Origin of the sequence: Dickeya sp. NCPPB 3274 (assembly GCF_000406205.1) — a bacterium.
GTDB lineage: Bacteria > Pseudomonadota > Gammaproteobacteria > Enterobacterales > Enterobacteriaceae > Dickeya > Dickeya fangzhongdai.
Genome location: NZ_CM001979.1, coordinates 3,126,148 through 3,145,045, shown reverse-complemented (window position 1 = coordinate 3,145,045; position 18,898 = coordinate 3,126,148). Strand labels below are relative to the sequence as shown.

Here is an 18,898-nt window from a genome sequence, read left to right as displayed (position 1 = left end):
TTCGGCTAATCAGGAACGGCGGTTTAATAACTTTGACGCAGAATCCGCTGGGCGACGGCACGGTCAATATCCTGGTGTTCCCCCTGTGGCAACAAATGAAACTTGTCCAGATTCGCCAGCATATCGTCAATTGCGGACTCGGGCAGGTTGTAGTCGCGCATTCGGGTCTTCACTCCCATGTTTTCAAAGAACTCTCGTGTTTTCTCGATAGCCAGTGAAATCAGGTTTTCCTCATCCGTAGCGGTAAGATTCCATACCCGGTGGGCGTACTGCACCAGTTTGTCATGCTTCGTGCGTCGCTGCACATCAAGCAAGGACGGCAGAAGTACCGCCAGCGTTTGCGCATGGTCCAGCCCGAAAGATACCGCCGAATTTGAAGCAGGTATAATGGATTAATATCTGTCGGATTTCATCCAGCGTGCCGTATTTTCTGGCGCTGTCTCCGCCATAAGTTATTAGTATGCGGGCATTTTCCGGAATGTATTTGACAATCTCAGTCAGTTTGCCTGGCCCAAAAAGGATTCTCGTCGGGTTGAAATACTCAAAATCCAACATGAAAATGGCTCCAGTATTTCGTTATATGGACACAAAATGCACTACTGAAATAGTAACTCAGGTGATAAAATTAGAAATATTAATGTAAATCAAAGTGGTTGTAGAGCCAGGGTTTAATCTGATAAGCAGGTGTGTGTCAATTTTTTACTTTTAAAATCAATTAATTGTTTTTGTCGTGTCAGACGAAAATCTATTGCGGGGAGTTTTTTTCTCCTGTTGTGATCATATTGTGTTCAGGAAAATTTCACAGCAGGGCAAAAATCAGTGAAATATTATGTTTTGCCTCTTTCATTTTTGTGACTCAGATCACATAATTATCAAAATGCTGATATGCCTGCGTTGTATGAGTCAGGCCGAAGGCGGTACAGTGGCGGAGGATTAGGATTAATCCTACGTTCTATGTTGGACGCAATACAGAGAAAGGATGAGCCTGGAGTTATGAAGAGATGGAGCCTCAGACGCATCAACGTTGATGCTGTATTTTTCGTCATATTAGAAGATTATAAAGTAGTAGAATTATCTGGCACCGATAGTTTTCATGCCACCTATGGAGAGTGATTGTTTAGCGGGTGAGCAGTCTATCACCTAACTTATGTTTGAAACATAGTCTGTCGGGATGGGAATATGGGTACCTCTGAATTGCTCAAGCACATTTATGACATCAATTTGTCTTATTTGTTACTGGCTCAGCGATTAATAAACGACGAAAAAGCATCAGCGATGTTCCGGTTAGGTATCAATGAAGAAATGGCTGAGGCATTGATGCAGCTGACTTTGCCGCAAATGGTAAAGCTCGCTGAAACCAATCAGTTAATATGTCATTTCCGCTTCAGTGATCACAATACGATTAAGTTATTAACACAAGAATCCCGGGTTGATGATCTGCAACAGATTCATACCGGTATTTTGTTGTCGAGTCATTTATTACAAGAGCTGTCTTCAAAAGAAGAAGGCTTGCCTAAGAAAAGGGCATAATGATGGCGGAGAAAAGTATTGTTCAGGAAGCTAAGGATATCCAGCTGGCGATGGAACTCATTTCACTGGGTGCGCGCCTGCAGATGCTGGAAAGCGAGACGCAATTAAGTCGCGGTCGCTTAATCAAGCTGTATAAAGAATTACGGGGTAGCCCTCCACCTAAAGGAATGCTGCCGTTTTCTACCGACTGGTTCATGACATGGGAACAGAATATCCATTCTTCCATGTTCTATAACGCCTATCTGTTTTTACTCAAAAATGGACAATGCACCGGTGTCGAGGCAGTAATCAAGGCTTACCGTCTTTACCTCGAACAATGTGCTCCCCAAAGCGATGTGCCTTTGCTGGCGTTGACCCGCGCCTGGACATTGGTTCGTTTTGTGGATAGCGGCATGCTGCAACTGTCCTCATGTAATTGCTGCAAGGGTATGTTCATTACCCATGCGCATCAGCCCAAGAATAGTTTTGTCTGCAGTTTATGCCAGCCACCCTCCAGAGCAGTAAAAAGACGTAAACTTTCGCCGAATGTTGCCGATATGATACCTCAACTGCTGGACGAACAGGTTAAACATGCAGTCTGAGCCTGATGGCGATTTTGTGGTTCTGTCATCGCGCGTTCATTGCCCGATGGCAGTATTCCCTCCAAATAAGTCGTTGGTAAGACTGCATTTATAACTCTCTCCGCCACCCTTTTACTATCTATAAGGAATTCTTGTGCTGGTTATATTGGGTTATCTTGTCACTATAGGCTCCATACTTGGCGGTTATCTTATCGTGGGTGGCGAGTTGGGGGCGTTGTATCAGCCTTCGGAACTGTTGATTATTGGTGGCGCGGCTGCGGGTGCGTTTATTGTTGGTAACAACGGCAAAGCGATCAAGGCGACGCTGAAAGCGCTTCCCACGCTGTTGAAAGGATCCCAATATACGAAAGCGGTATACATGGATCTGATGGCGGTATTGTTCCGGCTGATGGCCAAGTCCCGTCAGCAGGGTATGCTCTCGTTGGAGTTTGATATCGACAACCCAAAAGAGAGTGAGATTTTCTCCAATTATCCCCGCATCCTTTCTGATAACTATATCGTAGAGTTCGTCACGGATTATCTGCGACTGATGGTTAGCGGTAACATGAATGCGTTTGAAATCGAAACGCTGATGGATGAAGAGATCGAAACTGTCGAGCATGAAGTTGAAGTACCTGCTACCAGTCTGAACCTGATGGGGGATGGTTTGCCGGCATTCGGTATCGTGGCGGCGGTCATGGGGGTTGTGCATTCTCTGGCGTTTGTTGATCGCCCTGCCGCAGAACTGGGGATGATGATCGCCCACGCGATGGTGGGTACGTTCCTGGGGATTTTGCTGGCTTATGGCTTTGTGTCGCCGCTGGCGTCGCTGTTACGCCAGAAGAACTCAGAGAAGCTCAAGGTTCTTCAGTGCATCAAGGTGACACTGTTATCCAGCCTGAATGGTTATGCGCCGCAGATTGCTGTTGAATTCGGTCGTAAAACCCTTTATTCAACAGTGCGTCCTTCATTTACCGAGATGGAAGAGCATATTCGTAATGTGAAGGCACCGGCACAGCAGGCATCGGAAAATGACGCATGAAACACCAGCATCCCATTATCCGCAAAAAACGTAAATCGGGGCATGCCGCTCATCATGGTGGTTCATGGAAGATTGCTTATGCCGACTTCATGACTGCTATGATGGCTCTCTTCCTGGTCATGTGGCTGATCGCCATTTCCTCACCTTCCCAGTTGGCTCAGATTGCCGAATATTTCCGCACGCCATTGAAAATCGCCATCACGTCCGGTCCGAAGATGAGTGATGCCTCCAACCCCATTCCGGGCGGCGGTTCGGATCCTACTCAGCAAGAAGGCGATGTGAAGCGGCAGATTGACACCATGGATGGCCGTCTTGAGGAAATCAAACTGAACAAACTGCGGGAGCGGCTCGATCAATTGATTGAGGCTGATCCCCGTCTTAAAGCGTTACGTCCGCATCTGTTGATTGAAATGGTGGATGAGGGGCTGCGTATTCAGATTATTGACAGCAACAATCGCCCAATGTTTAAAACCGGCAGCGCTCAGGTCGAGCCGTACATGAGCGATATTTTGCGAGCGATCGCGCCGATTTTGAATGATATCCCCAATAAAATCAGTTTATCGGGCCATACTGATGATGCACAGTATGCGATGGGGGAGCGAGGCTACAGCAACTGGGAATTGTCGGCCGACCGCGCTAATGCTTCCCGGCGTGAACTGATTGTAGGTGGACTGGCTGAAGGTAAGGTTTTACGCGTAGTTGGCATGGCCGACACGATGAATCTAAAGCAGGCGAAGGGAGGCAGCGATGCCATCAACCGGCGAATCAGCCTGGTCGTCCTGAACAAGCAGGCACAGGAAAACATCGAACGTGAAAATGCTGAAAGCAGCGCAGTAAACATTGATAAAATAGAGAATTTGCAGAACATGGGGATGGAAAAGGCCAAACCGGCTACCGCGCCTGCGGATAACGGTAGCAGTACGGCTACACCACAACCCGAAACCAATGGGACGCCTGCATCTGGCTCAACTGTGGCTCCTGCTCAGGCACCGGCAACGACGGCGCCGGCGTCGGGGGCGAATGGCGCGTCGACGACAGGACGTCGACAGCCTACTACAGCCTTGCCAGCAGCACCTGATAGCCAGGCGACACCTTCTTCAACAAGCCGCGATTCACAGCAGAGGTGACCCACGTGAGCATGGACATGAGTGCTTTTTATCAAACATTCTTTGATGAAGCAGATGAATTGTTGGCGGACATGGAGCAGCATTTATTGCAACTTGATCCGTTAGCGCCCGATACGGAACAGATGAATGCCATATTTCGCGCTGCTCACTCGATTAAAGGGGGCGCGGGCACGTTCGGTTTCACGGTATTGCAGGAAACTACGCACATATTAGAAAACCTGTTGGATGGTGCCAGACGCGGTGAAATGCGATTGAGCACTGATATTATCAACCTGTTTTTGGAAACCAAAGATATCATGCAGGATCAGTTGGATGCTTACAAAACCTCGCAAGAGCCCAACGCCGAAAGCTTTGAGTATATCTGTCAGGCTCTGCGCCAGCTTGCTCTGGAGTCCAAAGATGATGGTGCTGCCGGAGCGGCCTCTGTCAAGGTAAATGCTGAACAACCGGTTTCCGCGTCCCCTACACCGGCTTCCGCCGGCGGTCATTCGGGATTGCGTATTGCCCTTACCAACCTGAAAGAGTCAGATATTCCTCAGTTGCTTGAAGAATTGGGGAATCTGGGGACGGTAAAAGATACGGCGCAGACCAGCAACAGTGTTGAGCTAACGCTGGAAACGTCAGCCAGCGAAGATGACATCAGCGCTGTGCTGTGTTTTGTGCTGGAACCGGACCAAATCAACTTCAAATCTGCCGCTGAGGCAGCGCCAGCCGACGCTGCTCCGCCAGTTGCTGCGGTGGTCGAGCCGGCTGAGCCTGCGCCAGTTGCCCCCGTTCAGCCTGCTGCGCCAGTGGCGGCTGCACCGGCGGCCAAGCCTGCAGGCGGCAATGATGCAGCCAAAGGCAGACAAAAAGCCGGTGATACCAGCATCCGTGTAGCGGTGGAAAAAGTTGACCAGCTCATTAACCTGGTTGGTGAACTGGTGATTACCCAATCCATGCTGGCTCAGCGTTCCAGCGCTCTGGACCCGGTCGCTCATGGCGACCTACTTAATAGCATGGGGCAGTTGGAAAGAAACGCGCGTGACCTGCAAGAGTCCGTGATGTCGATCCGTATGATGCCGATGGAATATGTATTCAGCCGTTTCCCGCGTCTGGTTCGCGACCTGGCCGCCAAGCTGGGCAAAGAAGTTGAACTGACCCAATTGGGAAGTTCAACCGAGCTGGATAAGAGCCTGATCGAACGTATTATTGATCCGTTGACGCACCTTGTGCGTAACAGTCTGGACCATGGTATCGAGTCACCGGAAAAGCGTATTGAAGCGGGCAAATCGGCTGTCGGAAACCTGACGCTGTCTGCGGAACATCAGGGCGGCAATATCTGTATCGAAGTGATTGACGACGGTGCGGGTCTGAATCGCGAGCGTATCCTGGCCAAAGCCCTGTCCCAGGGGATGGCGGTGAGCGATAGCATGACTGACGAAGAAGTCGGTATGCTGATTTTTGCTCCCGGTTTTTCTACTGCCGAGAAAGTGACCGATGTGTCGGGTCGTGGCGTTGGCATGGATGTGGTGAAACGAAATATCCAGGAAATGGGTGGGCATGTTGAAATTCATTTCGTGAAAGGTAAGGGAACCACCATCCGCATTCTTCTGCCGTTGACGCTGGCGATCCTGGATGGGATGTCGGTCAAGGTCAATAACGATGTATTTATCCTGCCGCTTAACGCGGTTATGGAGTCTCTGCAGCCGCAGGCCGAAGATTTGTATCCTCTGGCTGGAGGAGAGCGTGTGCTGCAGGTTCGTGGCGAATATCTGCCACTGGTTGAGCTGTATCAGGTGTTCGATGTCGCCGGAGCAAAAACGGATGCTACTCAGGGGATCGTTGTTATCCTGCAGAGTGCCGGCCGTCGTTATGCCTTGCTGGTTGACCAGTTGATTGGTCAGCATCAGGTTGTTGTGAAAAACCTGGAAAGCAATTATCGCAAGGTACCAGGCGTTTCAGCCGCAACTATTTTGGGTGATGGTAGCGTAGCGCTGATTGTGGATGTTTCTGCGTTGCAGGCGCTTTATCGGGAAAAGCGTGTGGTTGAAACCGCAGCTTAACAGCAAATTACAGCTATAGATTAAAGGTGAGAAACATGACTGGACTTGCAAATGTCACAAAATTAGCAGGCGAGACAGTAGGTCAGGAATTTTTGATTTTCACGCTGGGTGACGAAGAGTACGGCGTGGACATTTTGAAGGTTCAAGAGATTCGCGGTTACGATCAGGTCACTCGCATTGCCAACACGCCGAGCTTTATTAAAGGTGTTACCAACCTTCGCGGCGTCATCGTGCCGATCGTCGATTTGCGCATCAAGTTTATGCAGCAGGAAGTCGACTATGATGACAATACGGTCGTCATTGTTTTGAATCTGGGACAGCGTGTAGTGGGCATCGTGGTTGATGGCGTATCTGACGTGTTGTCACTGACCGCAGATCAAATTCGTCCTGCTCCGGAGTTCGCGGTGACCCTGTCGACGGAATACCTCACCGGGCTGGGTTCTCTGGGCGAGCGCATGCTGATTCTGGTTGATATTGAGAAGCTACTCAGCAGCGAGGAAATGGCGTTGGTTGATAGCGTCATGAAGGTTTAATAAACCAGCCATATTGGGCCACTTCGGTGGCCCATCTCATTTGATACCCTCAATCTCTGGAATTCAAAAGTTATAGAGATGCACAAGCATCAGTGATCGTTGTTATTAAGGCTTAATATGCTGAATCGTGTAAAAGTTGTTACCGGGCTAGTTATCGTTCTTGGACTATTTATTGCTCTTCAAATCATTTCTGGTGGGTTATTTTTTAATGCACTGAAGTCGGACAGAGATATCTTCACGACGACACGAATTATTAATCAGCAAAAATCAGAACTGGAATCTACCTGGTCTTATTTATTGCAGACGCGTAACACGTTGAACCGTGCCGGAACGCGTTATGCCATGGATGCATCAGGCGGGGCATCTGGAGGCGTGTCAGCCAAGGAGCTGATTGAACTGGCGAAAAAACAGCTGGTTATCGCTAACACCCACTTCGCCAACTATGAAAAGATCCCTTATACCAATCAGCAGGATCCGGCTGTAGCTCAAGTGGTGAAAGATAATTACACCGCGTTGAATAGCGCATTAAGCGATCTGATTGTTTTTATCTCTAACGGTAGGCTGAAGGAGTTTTTTGATCAGCCGACTCAAAGTTTTCAGGACAAGTTCGAGAAGGCCTATTATTCTTACAAAGACTCTTACGACAAAGTCTATGCCAATGCCGTAGATGAAAATAATTCGTCTTATTCAACGGCATTATGGCTGCTGATATCGGTAGCGGTACTGGTTGTCGTGATGGCTCTGCTTGTCTGGCTGGGTATCAATCGTTCGCTTATTCAGCCATTGACCAATCTTATTGAACATATCCGGCATATGGCGAAAGGCGACCTGACTACCCGGATTGATGTCCATGGCACGAACGAAATGGGGAACCTGGCTGATAGCCTGCGTCATATGCAGACAGAGTTCTTTACGACGGTCAGTGCGGTTCGGCAGGGGGCTGAGGCCATTTATACCGGCGCATCGGAAATCAGCGCTGGCAATAGTGACCTGTCGTCACGAACCGAACAACAGGCTGCGGCGCTGGAAGAAACTGCTGCCAGCATGGAGCAGTTGACATCCACCGTGAAGCAGAACGCCGAGAATGCGCGGCAGGCAAGCCAACTGGCGTTGAGCGCCTCCGAAACCGCGCAGAAAGGCGGCAAGGTCGTTGATAACGTGGTGAAAACCATGCATAACATTGCCGGCAGTTCGCAGAAGATTGCTGATATCACCAGCGTGATCGACGGTATCGCTTTTCAGACCAATATTCTGGCGCTGAATGCTGCTGTTGAAGCGGCCAGAGCCGGAGAGCAGGGAAGAGGCTTTGCTGTTGTGGCAGGAGAAGTGCGTAACCTGGCCCAGCGCAGCGCTCAAGCGGCCAAAGAGATCAAATCTCTGATTGAGGATTCGGTAAATCGGGTTGAGGAAGGCTCCGTACTGGTTGAAAGTGCCGGGGAAACCATGGGCGAGATCGTTGGTGCCGTTACACGTGTTACTGACATCATGGGTGAAATCGCTTCTGCGTCTGAGGAGCAAAGCCGCGGTATCGATCAGGTTGGCCTGGCGGTGACCGAGATGGACCGTGTTACCCAACAGAACGCCTCTCTGGTGGAAGAGTCTGCTTCTGCGGCTAATGCACTTGAAGAGCAGGTCCGGGTATTGAATCAGGCAGTAGCCGTATTCCGGTTGTCAGACAATGCAATGGCCGGGCGCCCCGCTGCGATTGCTTCACGGGCGCCGGTTACCAAACCGGTTCTCCTGGCAACGCCTGCTTCCGTAGAGAAAGAGAAAAAAGCCAGAGCCAGCAAAACTACCGATAACTGGGAAACCTTTTAATCGCTGAATCGGATGGGCCAGGTTATCGGCCCATCCGATGAATAGACCGGTAATAATGAAAACTTATCCTGAGCAACAATAACAATGCTGAGCATAGATTTTCATCTGATGATTTTTACAGCTTTCTTTTCTATCACTAATGAAAGCTGCATCACGGAACAAAAAAATGGCAGGGAGACGCTATATTGAATGATGTTTACTTAAGATATTTTTAAGGGATTCTGTGCCTTAATGTTCTGCAGACGGTATAGGTACGGTTGTGGTTTTGAGACAAAGGCTGCAGTTTTAATTTTTGTTACCGTTATGACGCTTCTTTAGTTAAAGAAAGGTTTAATACGGCCGATTGATATAAGTAATGCCAACTATATAGGCATATTTTAACGGCATTCTGAGCGTGATTGTCAGTCAGATGCAGGCTTGCAGCACTCAGGAGCGTATGGCGACGATAAGCATTGCATTATTTTTCGGTGAGCAATCTTCACGATGAACAATGCCGAAAAGGCATCAATGTAAACCATCGCATGATTATCGCCATTAATCCGTCGGAGAAGGGCTGATAAAAGCTCGCTTCCCGCTGGTATTCTGGGTGGTACCCGGTTCATCGCATAAGAGGATGCCGGAGATTAAAGCATGAGACCTGTAATAGCTATAATGGGAAGTCTGATTGGAAAACAATAAAATCATCTATCCATTTTCGGGCGGTCAGATATGAAAAATACACCATCGCCAAATCGTTCAGGTTCTACATCTATTTTGAGTCAGATGGTTGAACGGTTGCCGCTGTCTGATGTTCATTTCCGAAGAATCAGCCAGCTTATCTATCAGCGCGCCGGCATCGTGCTGGCCGACCATAAACGTGAGATGGTCTACAACCGTCTGGTCAGACGGCTGCGTTTACTGGGAATCAACGATTTTGGTCAGTACCTTGCTTTGCTGGAGTCGGATCCGAACAGTGCCGAATGGCAGGCATTTATTAATGCGTTAACGACCAATCTGACGGCGTTTTTTCGTGAGGCGCACCATTTCCCCATTCTTGCCGAGCACGCCCGCAAACGGCCCGGGGGGTACAGCATCTGGTGTACCGCCGCGTCTACGGGAGAAGAGCCTTACTCACTGGCGATGACCCTGGCTGAAGTCTATGGCGACCGTGCCAGTAACTGTCAGATCGTCGCCAGCGATATTGATACGCAGGTTTTAGAGAAAGCATCTGCCGGCATTTACCGGCAGGAAGATCTGCGTTCGCTTTCTCCACAGCAGATGCAGCGTTTCTTTTTGCGGGGAACCGGGCCGCACAGCGGGTTGGTCCGTGTTCGGCCGGATCTGGCGAACATGATACATTTTCAGCAAGTGAATCTGTTGGCTCCCGAGTGGTCTCTGCCAGCGCCTTTTGATGCGATTTTTTGTCGTAACGTAATGATTTATTTTGATAAAGAGACTCAGGAGCGCATTTTACGTCGTTTTGTTCCGCTGCTTAAACCGGGCGGATTATTGTTTGCCGGGCATTCAGAGAACTTCAGTCAGATCAGTCGGGAATTTTACCTGCGCGGGCAGACTGTTTATGGGCTGGCTAAGGAAAGATAATGAGCAAAATAAAAGTATTATGTGTTGATGATTCTGCGCTAATGCGTCAGATCATGACCGAAATCATTAATAGTCATCCCGATATGGAGGTGGTTGCCACTGCACCTGACCCTTTAGTGGCTCGCGATTTAATCAAGAAGTTCAATCCGCAGGTGTTGACGCTCGATGTGGAAATGCCGCGCATGGATGGTCTTGATTTTCTTGAAAAATTAATGCGACTTCGTCCTATGCCGGTAGTGATGGTGTCTTCGCTGACCGGTAAAGGTTCGGAAATTACTTTGCGGGCGCTTGAGCTCGGGGCGATCGATTTTGTTACCAAGCCTCAGTTGGGCATTCGCGAAGGGATGTTGGCATACAGTGAACTGATCGCGGAAAAAATCCGTATGGCTGCCAAAGCGCGTTTGCCTCAGCGCAACGCGACGCCTGCGCCTACGGTGTTGATCCCCAGTACACCGTTGCTCAGTAGTGAAAAACTGATCGCAATTGGCGCCTCAACCGGCGGCACCGAGGCGATCAGGCATGTCTTGCAGCCGTTGCCGCCGACCAGCCCGGCGTTGCTGATTACTCAGCATATGCCGCCGGGATTTACCAAGTCTTTCGCTGAGCGGTTGAATAAACTGTGTCAGATTACAGTGAAAGAGGCCGAGGACGGTGAACGTGTCCTGCCGGGGCATGCGTATATCGCGCCTGGTGCCCGGCATCTTGAACTGGCGCGTAGCGGTGCGAACTATCAGGTAAAATTGCATGATGGCCCGCCGGTTAATCGTCATCGTCCTTCTGTTGACGTACTGTTCCACTCTGTTGCACAGTACGCCGGGCGAAATGCGGTAGGAGTAATCCTAACTGGCATGGGAAATGATGGGGCCGCGGGAATGCTGGAACTTCATAAAGCGGGGGCGTATACGATCGCGCAAAATGAAGCCAGCTGTGTGGTATTCGGTATGCCTCGAGAGGCTATTGCACTCGGTGGTGTCGATGAGGTGGTGGATTTGCACCAGGTGAGTCAGCGGATGCTGGCACAAGTTTCTGCCGGACAGGCATTACGTATATAGCAGCTCCGGGTGAGCAATAATATTAGGAGTAGGTATGGCTGATAAAGAACTCAGATTTTTAGTAGTGGATGATTTTTCGACAATGCGTCGTATTGTTCGAAATCTACTAAAAGAGCTGGGCTTCAACAATGTGGAAGAAGCGGAAGATGGCGCTGATGCTCTGAACAAGCTCCGTTCAGGCGGTTTCGATTTTGTCATTTCTGACTGGAACATGCCTAATATGGACGGACTTGAGCTGTTGCAGGCTATCCGTGCCGATGGCACGCTTTCCAAGCTTCCCGTTCTGATGGTAACCGCTGAAGCAAAGAAAGAGAATATTATTGCTGCAGCACAGGCTGGTGCCAGTGGTTATGTTGTTAAACCGTTTACTGCCGCTACGCTTGAAGAAAAACTGAGTAAGATTTTCGAAAAGCTTGGTATGTAAGGAGATGCCATGAATCCACATCCGATGCCCATTAACGATCATGCGTCTGCCACAGAGATTATTTCTCGTATCGGGCAACTGACACGCATGCTGCGTGATAGCCTGAAAGAGCTTGGTTTGGATCAGGCGATCACTGAAGCGGCGGAAGCGATTCCTGATGCTCGCGATCGTCTTGATTATGTAGTTCAGATGACCGCACAAGCTGCAGAGCGTGCACTAAGTTGTGTTGAAGCCGCCCAGCCTCGTCAGAATCAACTGGAAGAAGAATCCAAATCCCTGAAGGTTCGCTGGGATCAGTGGTTTGAGAATCCGATTGAACTGTCGGAGGCGCGTGAGTTGGTTACCGATACGCGCAACTACCTCGAATCCGTCCCGGACCATACTGCGTTTACCAATGCTCAGTTGCTGGAGATCATGATGGCTCAGGATTTCCAGGATTTAACCGGGCAAGTGATTAAGCGCATGATGGATGTTGTTCAGGAAATTGAAAAACAACTGCTGATGGTCTTGCTGGAAAACATTCCGGAAAAACCGTCTGAAACCCGTCGTGCGAATGAAGGCCTGCTTAATGGGCCTCAGGTTGATAAAACCGCCGCAGGTATTGTTTCTAACCAGGATCAGGTTGATGACCTGTTGGATAGCCTGGGTTTCTGATTTTTCCCCGACACCCATTGCATCCGTATGAGTGGGCATCGTGGCGTAAGGTATGTGGATGTTTACGATCGGGCGTGTCCCGATCGTAAATTCCTGCGCCCCATCTTATGCAATAAAATAAATAGCCGCTTATTTTCTCCTTTTTTCTACCCATCATGATTTGCCGGATTTGTCATGCTAACGGTGTATAACTTTATGTCAGCGAGCATTAACAGGAGCGGCTGGTAGTGGCAGACGATAGCGATCTGGAGAAAACAGAAGCTCCCACCCCCCAACGAACGGAAAAAGCCCGAGAAGAAGGTCAAATTCCCCGATCGCGAGAATTGACGTCGGTGCTTATGTTGATCGCCGGCCTGGCGATTTTGTGGGGAAGCGGCTCCGGCATGGCGGCCAGACTGACTGATATGATGGCCAAGGGATTGATTTTTGACCATAAATTCATCAGCGATGAGCGGTTAATCATTTCCCATGTCGGCTCGCTGATCGAGCAGGCGGTGATGGCGCTTGTCCCCATCTTATTCGGTCTGGTACTGGTTGCCCTGGCCGCGCCGGTATTGCTGGGGGGACTGATTTTTAGCACCAAGGCGATCAGCTTCGATTTTGGTAAAATGAATCCGCTATCTGGGTTGAAACGTATGTTTTCAACCCATGTATTGGCCGAATTATTTAAAGCCATCCTCAAAGCCGTCATTGTCGGCTGCATTACTTTCTGGTTTCTCAAGCACAACTGGAATAGCATGCTGCACCTTGTGTCTGAGCCATTGGGGAGCGCGATAAAAGATGCGCTGAACATTGCCTTCCTGTGCTGCTTCTGGGTGATCCTGGGGCTCTTTCCCATGGTGGCTTTTGACGTGGGCTGGCAGATATGGAGCCATATTAAGCGGCTGCGTATGAGCAAGCAGGAAATCCGCGACGAATACAAAGAACACGAAGGGGATCCGCATATCAAAGGCCGCATTCGCCAGCAGCAACGAGCGATGGCCCAGCGTCGAATGATGGCGGATGTGCCGAAAGCGGATGTGATTGTTACCAACCCGACCCATTATGCCGTGGCACTGAAGTATGATGAGAAGAAAATGCATGCGCCCAAGGTATTGGCCAAAGGCACCAATCAGATAGCGCTGCGCATTCGCGAACTGGGATCCGAGCATCGTATCCCGATTCTGGAAGCACCGCCGTTGGCACGCGCCCTTTACCGTCATACTGAGATTGGGCATCACATTCCCACCGGATTATATGCCGCAGTTGCTGAAGTGCTTTCCTGGGTCTACCAGCTCAAGCGCTGGAAACGTGAAGGCGGTTTGATACCGCGTAAACCTAAAAACTTACCTGTGCCGGATGCACTGGATTTTGCTAAAGAGAAAACAACCGATGGCTAATCTGGCCTCTTTGCTTCGCCTACCAGGCAATATGAAAGGTTCACAATGGCAGATTCTGGCAGGACCTGTTCTGATATTGCTCATCTTGTCGATGATGGTTCTGCCGTTGCCACCGTTTGTTCTGGACTTGTTGTTTACGTTTAACATCGCACTGTCCATTATGGTGCTGCTGGTCGCCATGTTTACCCAGCGCACACTCGATTTTGCCGCCTTTCCTACCATTCTGCTGTTTTCCACGCTGTTGCGTCTGTCGCTCAACGTGGCATCGACTCGTGTCATTCTGATGGACGGACATACCGGTGCCGGCGCCGCCGGGCGTGTGGTTGAAGCCTTCGGCCACTTCCTGGTTGGCGGTAATTTTGCCATCGGTATTGTGGTGTTCATTATCCTGGTGCTGATCAACTTTATGGTTATCACGAAGGGTGCTGGCCGTATCGCTGAAGTTGGCGCGCGCTTTACGTTGGACGGTATGCCAGGTAAGCAAATGGCCATTGACGCCGACCTGAATGCCGGGTTGATCGGTGAAGATGAAGCCAAGAAACGGCGTTCTGAAGTGACCCAGGAAGCGGATTTTTACGGCTCCATGGATGGTGCCAGTAAGTTCGTGCGGGGGGACGCCGTCGCCGGGCTGATGATTATGGCTATCAACATTATCGGCGGGCTGCTGGTCGGGGTGGTTCAGCATGATATGGTGCTGGGACAGGCGGTTGAGAACTACACGCTGTTGACCATCGGTGATGGTCTGGTGGCGCAAATCCCTGCTCTGGTGATTTCAACCGCGGCCGGTGTGATCGTGACGCGGGTCAGTACCGATCAGGACGTTGGTCAGCAGATGGTGACCCAGCTGTTCAATAACCCGCGTGTCATGGTCCTGAGCGCCGGGGTGTTGGGGTTGGTCGGTTTGGTCCCCGGTATGCCTAACTTTGTTTTCCTGCTTTTCACCGGCGCTTTGTTAGGGCTGGCCTGGTGGATGAGGAAAGGAGAAAGCAAAGCGGAATTTGCAGCGAATGAAGCCGCGGCTGCGGCACCCGTTACACCTCAGGTGGTGGAAGCCAGTTGGTCCGATGTGCAACTGGAAGATCCGCTTGGTATGGAAGTAGGGTACCGCCTGATTCCGATGGTTGATTTTCAGCAAAATGGCGAGTTGCTCGGGCGTATTCGCAGTATCAGAAAGAAATTTGCTCAGGAAATGGGCTTTCTGCCCCCGGTCGTTCACATCCGGGATAATCTGGATCTGCAGCCGGCCAGCTATCGTATTCTGATGAAAGGGGTTGAGATCGGCAGCGGCGAAGCTCACCCCGGGCGCTGGATGGCGATTAACCCCGGAAATGCGGTAGGTACCTTGCCGGGTGATTTGACTAAAGATCCCGCTTTTGGCCTGCCGGCGATCTGGATTGAAAGTGCGCTGAAAGAGCAGGCGCAAACACAAGGGTACACCGTGGTTGAGGCCAGTACGGTCGTGGCTACGCACCTGAACCATTTACTCAGCATGCATGCCAGTGAGTTGTTCGGCCGTCAGGAAGCGCAGCAATTGATGGACCGCGTGTCTCAGGAAATGCCGAAGCTGACCGAAGACTTTATTCCGGGCGTAGTGACCTTAACGACTCTGCACAAGGTGCTGCAGAACCTGTTAAGCGAACAGGTTTCGATTCGGGACATGCGCACGGTTATTGAAACACTGGCCGAGCACGCACCGGTGCAAACCGATCCCTATGAGCTGACTACCGCGGTGCGTATTGCGTTGGGGCGGGCTATCACGCAGCAGTGGTTCCCGGGCGATACGGAGCTGCAGGTGATTGGTCTTGACAGTGCGCTGGAGCGTTTGCTGTTACAGGCGCTTCAGGGCGGCGGCGGTCTGGAACCCGGCTTGAGCGACAGATTATTGGAACAGGCAAAACAGGCATTGCAACGACAGGAAATGCTGGGAGCGCCGCCGGTGTTGCTGGTTAACCACGCACTGCGCGGATTGTTGTCACGTTTCCTGCACCGCAGCCTGCCGCAAATTGCCGTATTGTCTAACCTCGAGATCAGCGATAGCCGGCAGATCAGAATGACGTCGATGATTGGTGAGTCTTCCTGATGAAGAGCATGTTGATAGTTGGTCTTTTTAGTTTAGCGACAGGGGCGTTTTCATGCAGCGCCCTCGCTCAACAAGGTGGGTGGAATACAAGCCTGACCGGGCCATCATTTCAATACAAGGGCATGCTGGCCTCTTCGCCTGCGTTGCTTCCTCCCCCGGGATTGGGCGTGACGGCCGCCCAATCCGTGACGGTAATCTACTGGCGATATCAACTGAAATCGCCGGCGCCGATAGATCTTGCCGTCAAGCTCTGCGCCGCCAATCGTTGCGTCAATCTGGATGGCGCCAGCGGGCAAACTCGCGGATTGCAGGGCGTACCCGCCAACAGCGAGTTCAGGATGTTGTTCTATGTGCCCGGAAGCGGGCGGATGGTTACATCGGTGGATGTGGCATCCAATGAGATATCAGTGAACTATCAATAGTGCATTGAAACTATATACACTGATATTTCTACGACAAGATGCGTGAGTAACGATCAGTTTAGCCCAAATCAGATGCTGATTCGTCGGCCAGAAATGGAATTACTTCGAGATTGACCGTCCGGTCCGTACAGAGACTGTGCGTGACGAGGTTTCAGCACCGCCAGCGCTTTTTCATTGTGATCGAGATGATAACCAAGCAGTAAGCCATTATGCTGGTTTTTATCGCGCAAAGATTCACTTAACGCGGTGATCTGTTGCCAGGTTTGTTCCAGGGTTGCATGGCTAGAGTAGGGCGCTTTCACACGCAACACCGATTCTCCCTGCAGACGAATTTTATCCAAATGCTGGATGGTCGATAACAGAGAGCCCTTCTTATCGGTAATCACTTGCAGAGCTGGCCCATCAACATGGCCCGCACAGAGCAACAACTGCTCATCAGACAGCACAACTTCAAGTTCACGCATGTTGAACAGGAGTTGCTCCAGCAGCTTTACAAGTTTTTCCATAGGGTTAGTCGCCTGCGATTAAGTCCTGAGCATCTTTAATTAATGCATCAGCAATTTTACCGACGTTCATTTTTAATGAACCGTCACGAATAGCCTGCTTCAGGGTTTCTACGCGCTGCATATCGATGTCCTGCGACGACGGTTGCATCAGTTTGGACTGCGCATCGCTCAGTTTAACCTGAGTACCGGTCACACCGCTTTGCTGCCCGGTTTCTTCCTTCCGCTTTAATTTTGTTACGTCGCCGGTATCCCGGGGTTGAACCTGGCTTACCGGTTTGACTGACTGGGTCCGATCAATGCTCATGGTAGTGTGCTCGTGTCATGAAAAGTATAAATGATGATAATCAATGAGATAGCTAACACCATCTAAAACTGGCATTTATTTAACCAGTATATCATCAGCGACTATGTACATCATATCGGCAGCATTGAGCATTACTTTAGCAAATTATTGTGAGATCAGAATAATCCCATCGTCGGTTGCGATGCCGGATACGACCTGACCTGAAGCCGTGCGTGCTCTGGCAGATTGACCCGAAGCCGCATTGTTCATCGCCTTACCTTCACTGCGTACGTTAAAGCCATCCCCCTGGGCCAGAATCTGCACGTTTTGCCCGGCTCGGATCACCCAGGGTTTTCTGATCATCACCTGGGTGATGGGCTGGCCTGGCGCGATATCCCGCAACGCCACCGCGCCCTGAGCCTCTCCCGGGGTGAACAAGGCGCGGGGAGGCAGTTGATCGATCCTGCCGCGAATGGTTCGAATATCGCCGGACGTCAGTTCTGTTCCCCGGCTGACCGGCGCCGCGGCGACCAGATAGTTTCCAGTAACCTGCACTTCTACCTGCACGAAACGCCGCTCTTGGCTACAGCGAACAGACACCGAAAGATTACCCCACATTTTGGCATTTCCCGGCAGTGAAATCTGCGGATTTTCACAAACGAGCCATTGGGCTTCAGGTGTCTTTACCACCACATTAATCGTATTGGATGAGCCTTTAAAGTTATCCGAAAAAAAGCGGGAAATTTGTGATGCAAGATCGGCAGCATTCACCAGTACCGGGGCAAACAAGATACCCAAAATCGATAACTGTATGTATTTTCTGATATCAGGCATCAGTCTTACGCTCTCCAAAACCCGTTTAATTTCACGGTATCAGTGTAACGGTACTTGCTTACAGTTAAGGCAATAAATAGCGCTTCATTTTATGTCTATTCTTGCGATGATTTTTACAGGATGAGAATTATCCTACCAGCACTAAAGTTTAAATTGCGGAGGGAGCATGCTCGATAAATTGGATGCCGCGCTACGGTTTCAGCAAGAAGCATTGAATCTCCGTGCCCAGCGTCAGGAGATTTTGGCCGCCAATATTGCCAACGCGGATACTCCTGGTTATCAGGCGCGTGACATTGATTTTGCCAGCGAACTGAACAAGGTCATGGAGCAAGGGCGTGCCAGCGGTCAGTCTGTATCGCTGAGCCTGACGTCTGCACGTCACATCCCCGCTCAGACAGTACAACCGCCCGAACTCGATCTGCTCTACCGTGTCCCGACCCAGCCGGCTCTTGATGGAAACACGGTTGACATGGATCGCGAACGTACCAATTTCGCGGACAACAGTCTCAAGTATCAGAGCAGCCTGACGCTCATCGGCGGGCAGATTAAAGGGATGATGTCGGTACTTCAGTCCGGGTCATCATAACAGCATTGGCGACAGATATAAGGTTGATGTCTCATGTCGTTACTTAATATTTTCGATATTTCCGGCTCGGCGCTTTCTGCCCAGTCTCAACGCCTTAACGTTAGCGCCAGTAACCTGGCTAACGCTGACAGCGTTACGGGACCCGACGGTCAGCCCTATCGCGCCAAGCAGGTGGTTTTTGAGGTCGATGCTGCTCCGGGGCAGGCGACTGGCGGTGTGAAAGTCGCCAAAGTGGTCGAAGATCCTTCTCCGGAAAAACTGGTCTATCAGCCGGGAAATCCGCTGGCCGATGCCAAAGGCTATGTCCGCATGCCGAATGTGGATCCCGTCAATGAAATGGTGAACACCATTTCGGCGTCCCGAAGCTATCAGGCGAACGTGGAAGTATTGAATACCACAAAATCGATGATGCTGAAGACATTAACCATTGGTCAGTAATCTG

General features: G+C 50.5%; 21 protein-coding genes. 16 read left to right on the top strand and 5 right to left on the bottom strand.

The genetic code is table 11. The features are described from left to right. Positions 1-23: 23 nt before the first annotated feature. Positions 24-305 carry an iron-containing alcohol dehydrogenase gene (locus DXX3274_RS24255; protein ID WP_042860300.1) on the bottom strand — a complete coding sequence of 94 codons (282 nt, stop codon included), beginning with the start codon at positions 303-305 and terminating at the stop codon, positions 24-26. Between the two features lies 1 nt (position 306). Further along, on the bottom strand, positions 307-555 hold the full coding sequence (locus DXX3274_RS24250; protein WP_042860299.1) for a hypothetical protein: 249 nt from the start codon (positions 553-555) through the stop codon (positions 307-309). Positions 556-1,179: 624 nt separating this feature from the next. On the opposite strand from DXX3274_RS24250, the gene flhD reads away from it, so the two are divergent. The 14 genes from flhD (at position 1,180) to DXX3274_RS13970 (ending at position 16,247) form a co-directional block, all read left to right on the top strand. Next, positions 1,180-1,530, top strand: a complete 351-nt coding sequence (flhD, locus tag DXX3274_RS14035; RefSeq protein WP_038667870.1) for a flagellar transcriptional regulator FlhD — start codon at positions 1,180-1,182, stop codon at positions 1,528-1,530. 2 nt (positions 1,531-1,532) lie between these two features. Beyond that, on the top strand, positions 1,533-2,111 hold the full coding sequence (gene flhC / locus DXX3274_RS14030) for a flagellar transcriptional regulator FlhC (protein WP_038669508.1): 579 nt from the start codon (positions 1,533-1,535) through the stop codon (positions 2,109-2,111). A gap of 133 nt (positions 2,112-2,244) precedes the next feature. Next, a complete protein-coding gene (motA, locus tag DXX3274_RS14025; RefSeq protein WP_038667872.1) occupies positions 2,245-3,132 on the top strand; it encodes a flagellar motor stator protein MotA in 888 nt (295 codons plus the stop codon). Continuing rightward, positions 3,129-4,259: a flagellar motor protein MotB gene (gene motB, locus DXX3274_RS14020; RefSeq protein WP_042860296.1), complete on the top strand. Its 1,131-nt coding sequence runs from the start codon at positions 3,129-3,131 to the stop codon at positions 4,257-4,259. The genes motA and motB overlap by 4 nt, the downstream gene beginning before the upstream one ends. 17 nt (positions 4,260-4,276) lie before the next feature. Then, positions 4,277-6,304 carry a chemotaxis protein CheA gene (gene cheA / locus DXX3274_RS14015; protein WP_193747086.1) on the top strand — a complete coding sequence of 676 codons (2,028 nt, stop codon included), beginning with the start codon at positions 4,277-4,279 and terminating at the stop codon, positions 6,302-6,304. A 35-nt stretch (positions 6,305-6,339) separates the two neighbouring features. Further along, on the top strand, positions 6,340-6,837 hold the full coding sequence (gene cheW, locus DXX3274_RS14010) for a chemotaxis protein CheW (protein ID WP_013318523.1): 498 nt from the start codon (positions 6,340-6,342) through the stop codon (positions 6,835-6,837). A 117-nt stretch (positions 6,838-6,954) separates the two neighbouring features. Further along, positions 6,955-8,655 carry a methyl-accepting chemotaxis protein gene (locus DXX3274_RS14005; protein ID WP_042860293.1) on the top strand — a complete coding sequence of 567 codons (1,701 nt, stop codon included), beginning with the start codon at positions 6,955-6,957 and terminating at the stop codon, positions 8,653-8,655. A 708-nt stretch (positions 8,656-9,363) separates the two neighbouring features. After that, positions 9,364-10,236, top strand: coding sequence for a protein-glutamate O-methyltransferase CheR (gene cheR / locus DXX3274_RS14000; protein ID WP_042860292.1), 873 nt, complete (start codon positions 9,364-9,366; stop codon positions 10,234-10,236). Beyond that, complete coding sequence (locus tag DXX3274_RS13995) at positions 10,236-11,288, top strand: chemotaxis response regulator protein-glutamate methylesterase (RefSeq protein ID WP_038667887.1); 1,053 nt, start codon at positions 10,236-10,238, stop codon at positions 11,286-11,288. The genes cheR and DXX3274_RS13995 overlap by 1 nt, the downstream gene beginning before the upstream one ends. Positions 11,289-11,322: 34 nt before the next feature. Then, the gene (gene cheY, locus DXX3274_RS13990; RefSeq protein WP_013318519.1) at positions 11,323-11,712 is read left to right on the top strand and encodes a chemotaxis response regulator CheY; all 390 of its coding nucleotides are present in this window, start codon (positions 11,323-11,325) and stop codon (positions 11,710-11,712) included. Between the two features lie 9 nt (positions 11,713-11,721). Continuing rightward, positions 11,722-12,366 carry a protein phosphatase CheZ gene (gene cheZ / locus DXX3274_RS13985; RefSeq protein WP_013318518.1) on the top strand — a complete coding sequence of 215 codons (645 nt, stop codon included), beginning with the start codon at positions 11,722-11,724 and terminating at the stop codon, positions 12,364-12,366. 227 nt (positions 12,367-12,593) lie between these two features. Then, entirely contained in the window at positions 12,594-13,745 is a 1,152-nt protein-coding gene (flhB, locus tag DXX3274_RS13980) for a flagellar biosynthesis protein FlhB (protein WP_042860290.1), read from the top strand. After that, positions 13,738-15,825 (top strand): flagellar biosynthesis protein FlhA, encoded by a 2,088-nt coding sequence (flhA, locus tag DXX3274_RS13975; protein WP_042860288.1) that lies wholly within the window; start codon positions 13,738-13,740, stop codon positions 15,823-15,825. The genes flhB and flhA overlap by 8 nt, the downstream gene beginning before the upstream one ends. Next, on the top strand, positions 15,825-16,247 hold the full coding sequence (locus tag DXX3274_RS13970; protein WP_042860287.1) for a flagellar protein FlhE: 423 nt from the start codon (positions 15,825-15,827) through the stop codon (positions 16,245-16,247). The genes flhA and DXX3274_RS13970 overlap by 1 nt, the downstream gene beginning before the upstream one ends. A 68-nt stretch (positions 16,248-16,315) precedes the next feature. Here the strand turns inward: DXX3274_RS13970 and DXX3274_RS13965 are convergent, their stop codons facing one another. From DXX3274_RS13965 to flgA, 3 genes are all read right to left on the bottom strand, one after another. Continuing rightward, the gene (locus tag DXX3274_RS13965) at positions 16,316-16,753 is read right to left on the bottom strand and encodes a flagella synthesis protein FlgN (RefSeq protein WP_038919573.1); all 438 of its coding nucleotides are present in this window, start codon (positions 16,751-16,753) and stop codon (positions 16,316-16,318) included. A 4-nt stretch (positions 16,754-16,757) separates the two neighbouring features. Next, positions 16,758-17,057, bottom strand: a complete 300-nt coding sequence (flgM, locus tag DXX3274_RS13960) for a flagellar biosynthesis anti-sigma factor FlgM (RefSeq protein ID WP_042860286.1) — start codon at positions 17,055-17,057, stop codon at positions 16,758-16,760. A gap of 144 nt (positions 17,058-17,201) precedes the next feature. Beyond that, positions 17,202-17,870 (bottom strand): flagellar basal body P-ring formation chaperone FlgA, encoded by a 669-nt coding sequence (flgA, locus tag DXX3274_RS13955; protein ID WP_042860284.1) that lies wholly within the window; start codon positions 17,868-17,870, stop codon positions 17,202-17,204. A 166-nt stretch (positions 17,871-18,036) separates the two neighbouring features. On the opposite strand from flgA, the gene flgB reads away from it, so the two are divergent. Both flgB and flgC read left to right on the top strand, forming a co-directional pair. Beyond that, positions 18,037-18,456: a flagellar basal body rod protein FlgB gene (gene flgB / locus DXX3274_RS13950; RefSeq protein ID WP_033567706.1), complete on the top strand. Its 420-nt coding sequence runs from the start codon at positions 18,037-18,039 to the stop codon at positions 18,454-18,456. Between the two features lie 33 nt (positions 18,457-18,489). Continuing rightward, positions 18,490-18,894 (top strand): flagellar basal body rod protein FlgC, encoded by a 405-nt coding sequence (gene flgC / locus DXX3274_RS13945; RefSeq protein ID WP_012769280.1) that lies wholly within the window; start codon positions 18,490-18,492, stop codon positions 18,892-18,894. The last annotated feature ends 4 nt before the right edge of the window (positions 18,895-18,898 follow it).

Excerpts from the sequence above, each read along its gene's own strand:
- DXX3274_RS24250 (WP_042860299.1), bottom strand. The coding sequence starts at position 555 with ATGTTGGATTTTGAGTATTTCAACCCGACGAGAATCCTTTTTGGGCCA.
- flhD (WP_038667870.1), top strand. The coding sequence starts at position 1,180 with ATGGGTACCTCTGAATTGCTCAAGCACATTTATGACATCAATTTGTCT.
- flhC (WP_038669508.1), top strand. The coding sequence starts at position 1,533 with ATGGCGGAGAAAAGTATTGTTCAGGAAGCTAAGGATATCCAGCTGGCG.
- motB (WP_042860296.1), top strand. The coding sequence starts at position 3,129 with ATGAAACACCAGCATCCCATTATCCGCAAAAAACGTAAATCGGGGCAT.
- cheA (WP_193747086.1), top strand. The coding sequence starts at position 4,277 with ATGAGTGCTTTTTATCAAACATTCTTTGATGAAGCAGATGAATTGTTG.
- cheW (WP_013318523.1), top strand. The coding sequence starts at position 6,340 with ATGACTGGACTTGCAAATGTCACAAAATTAGCAGGCGAGACAGTAGGT.
- DXX3274_RS14005 (WP_042860293.1), top strand. The coding sequence starts at position 6,955 with ATGCTGAATCGTGTAAAAGTTGTTACCGGGCTAGTTATCGTTCTTGGA.
- cheR (WP_042860292.1), top strand. The coding sequence starts at position 9,364 with ATGAAAAATACACCATCGCCAAATCGTTCAGGTTCTACATCTATTTTG.
- DXX3274_RS13995 (WP_038667887.1), top strand. The coding sequence starts at position 10,236 with ATGAGCAAAATAAAAGTATTATGTGTTGATGATTCTGCGCTAATGCGT.
- cheY (WP_013318519.1), top strand. The coding sequence starts at position 11,323 with ATGGCTGATAAAGAACTCAGATTTTTAGTAGTGGATGATTTTTCGACA.
- cheZ (WP_013318518.1), top strand. The coding sequence starts at position 11,722 with ATGAATCCACATCCGATGCCCATTAACGATCATGCGTCTGCCACAGAG.
- flhA (WP_042860288.1), top strand. The coding sequence starts at position 13,738 with ATGGCTAATCTGGCCTCTTTGCTTCGCCTACCAGGCAATATGAAAGGT.
- DXX3274_RS13970 (WP_042860287.1), top strand. The coding sequence starts at position 15,825 with ATGAAGAGCATGTTGATAGTTGGTCTTTTTAGTTTAGCGACAGGGGCG.
- DXX3274_RS13965 (WP_038919573.1), bottom strand. The coding sequence starts at position 16,753 with ATGGAAAAACTTGTAAAGCTGCTGGAGCAACTCCTGTTCAACATGCGT.
- flgM (WP_042860286.1), bottom strand. The coding sequence starts at position 17,057 with ATGAGCATTGATCGGACCCAGTCAGTCAAACCGGTAAGCCAGGTTCAA.
- flgA (WP_042860284.1), bottom strand. The coding sequence starts at position 17,870 with ATGCCTGATATCAGAAAATACATACAGTTATCGATTTTGGGTATCTTG.
- flgB (WP_033567706.1), top strand. The coding sequence starts at position 18,037 with ATGCTCGATAAATTGGATGCCGCGCTACGGTTTCAGCAAGAAGCATTG.
- flgC (WP_012769280.1), top strand. The coding sequence starts at position 18,490 with ATGTCGTTACTTAATATTTTCGATATTTCCGGCTCGGCGCTTTCTGCC.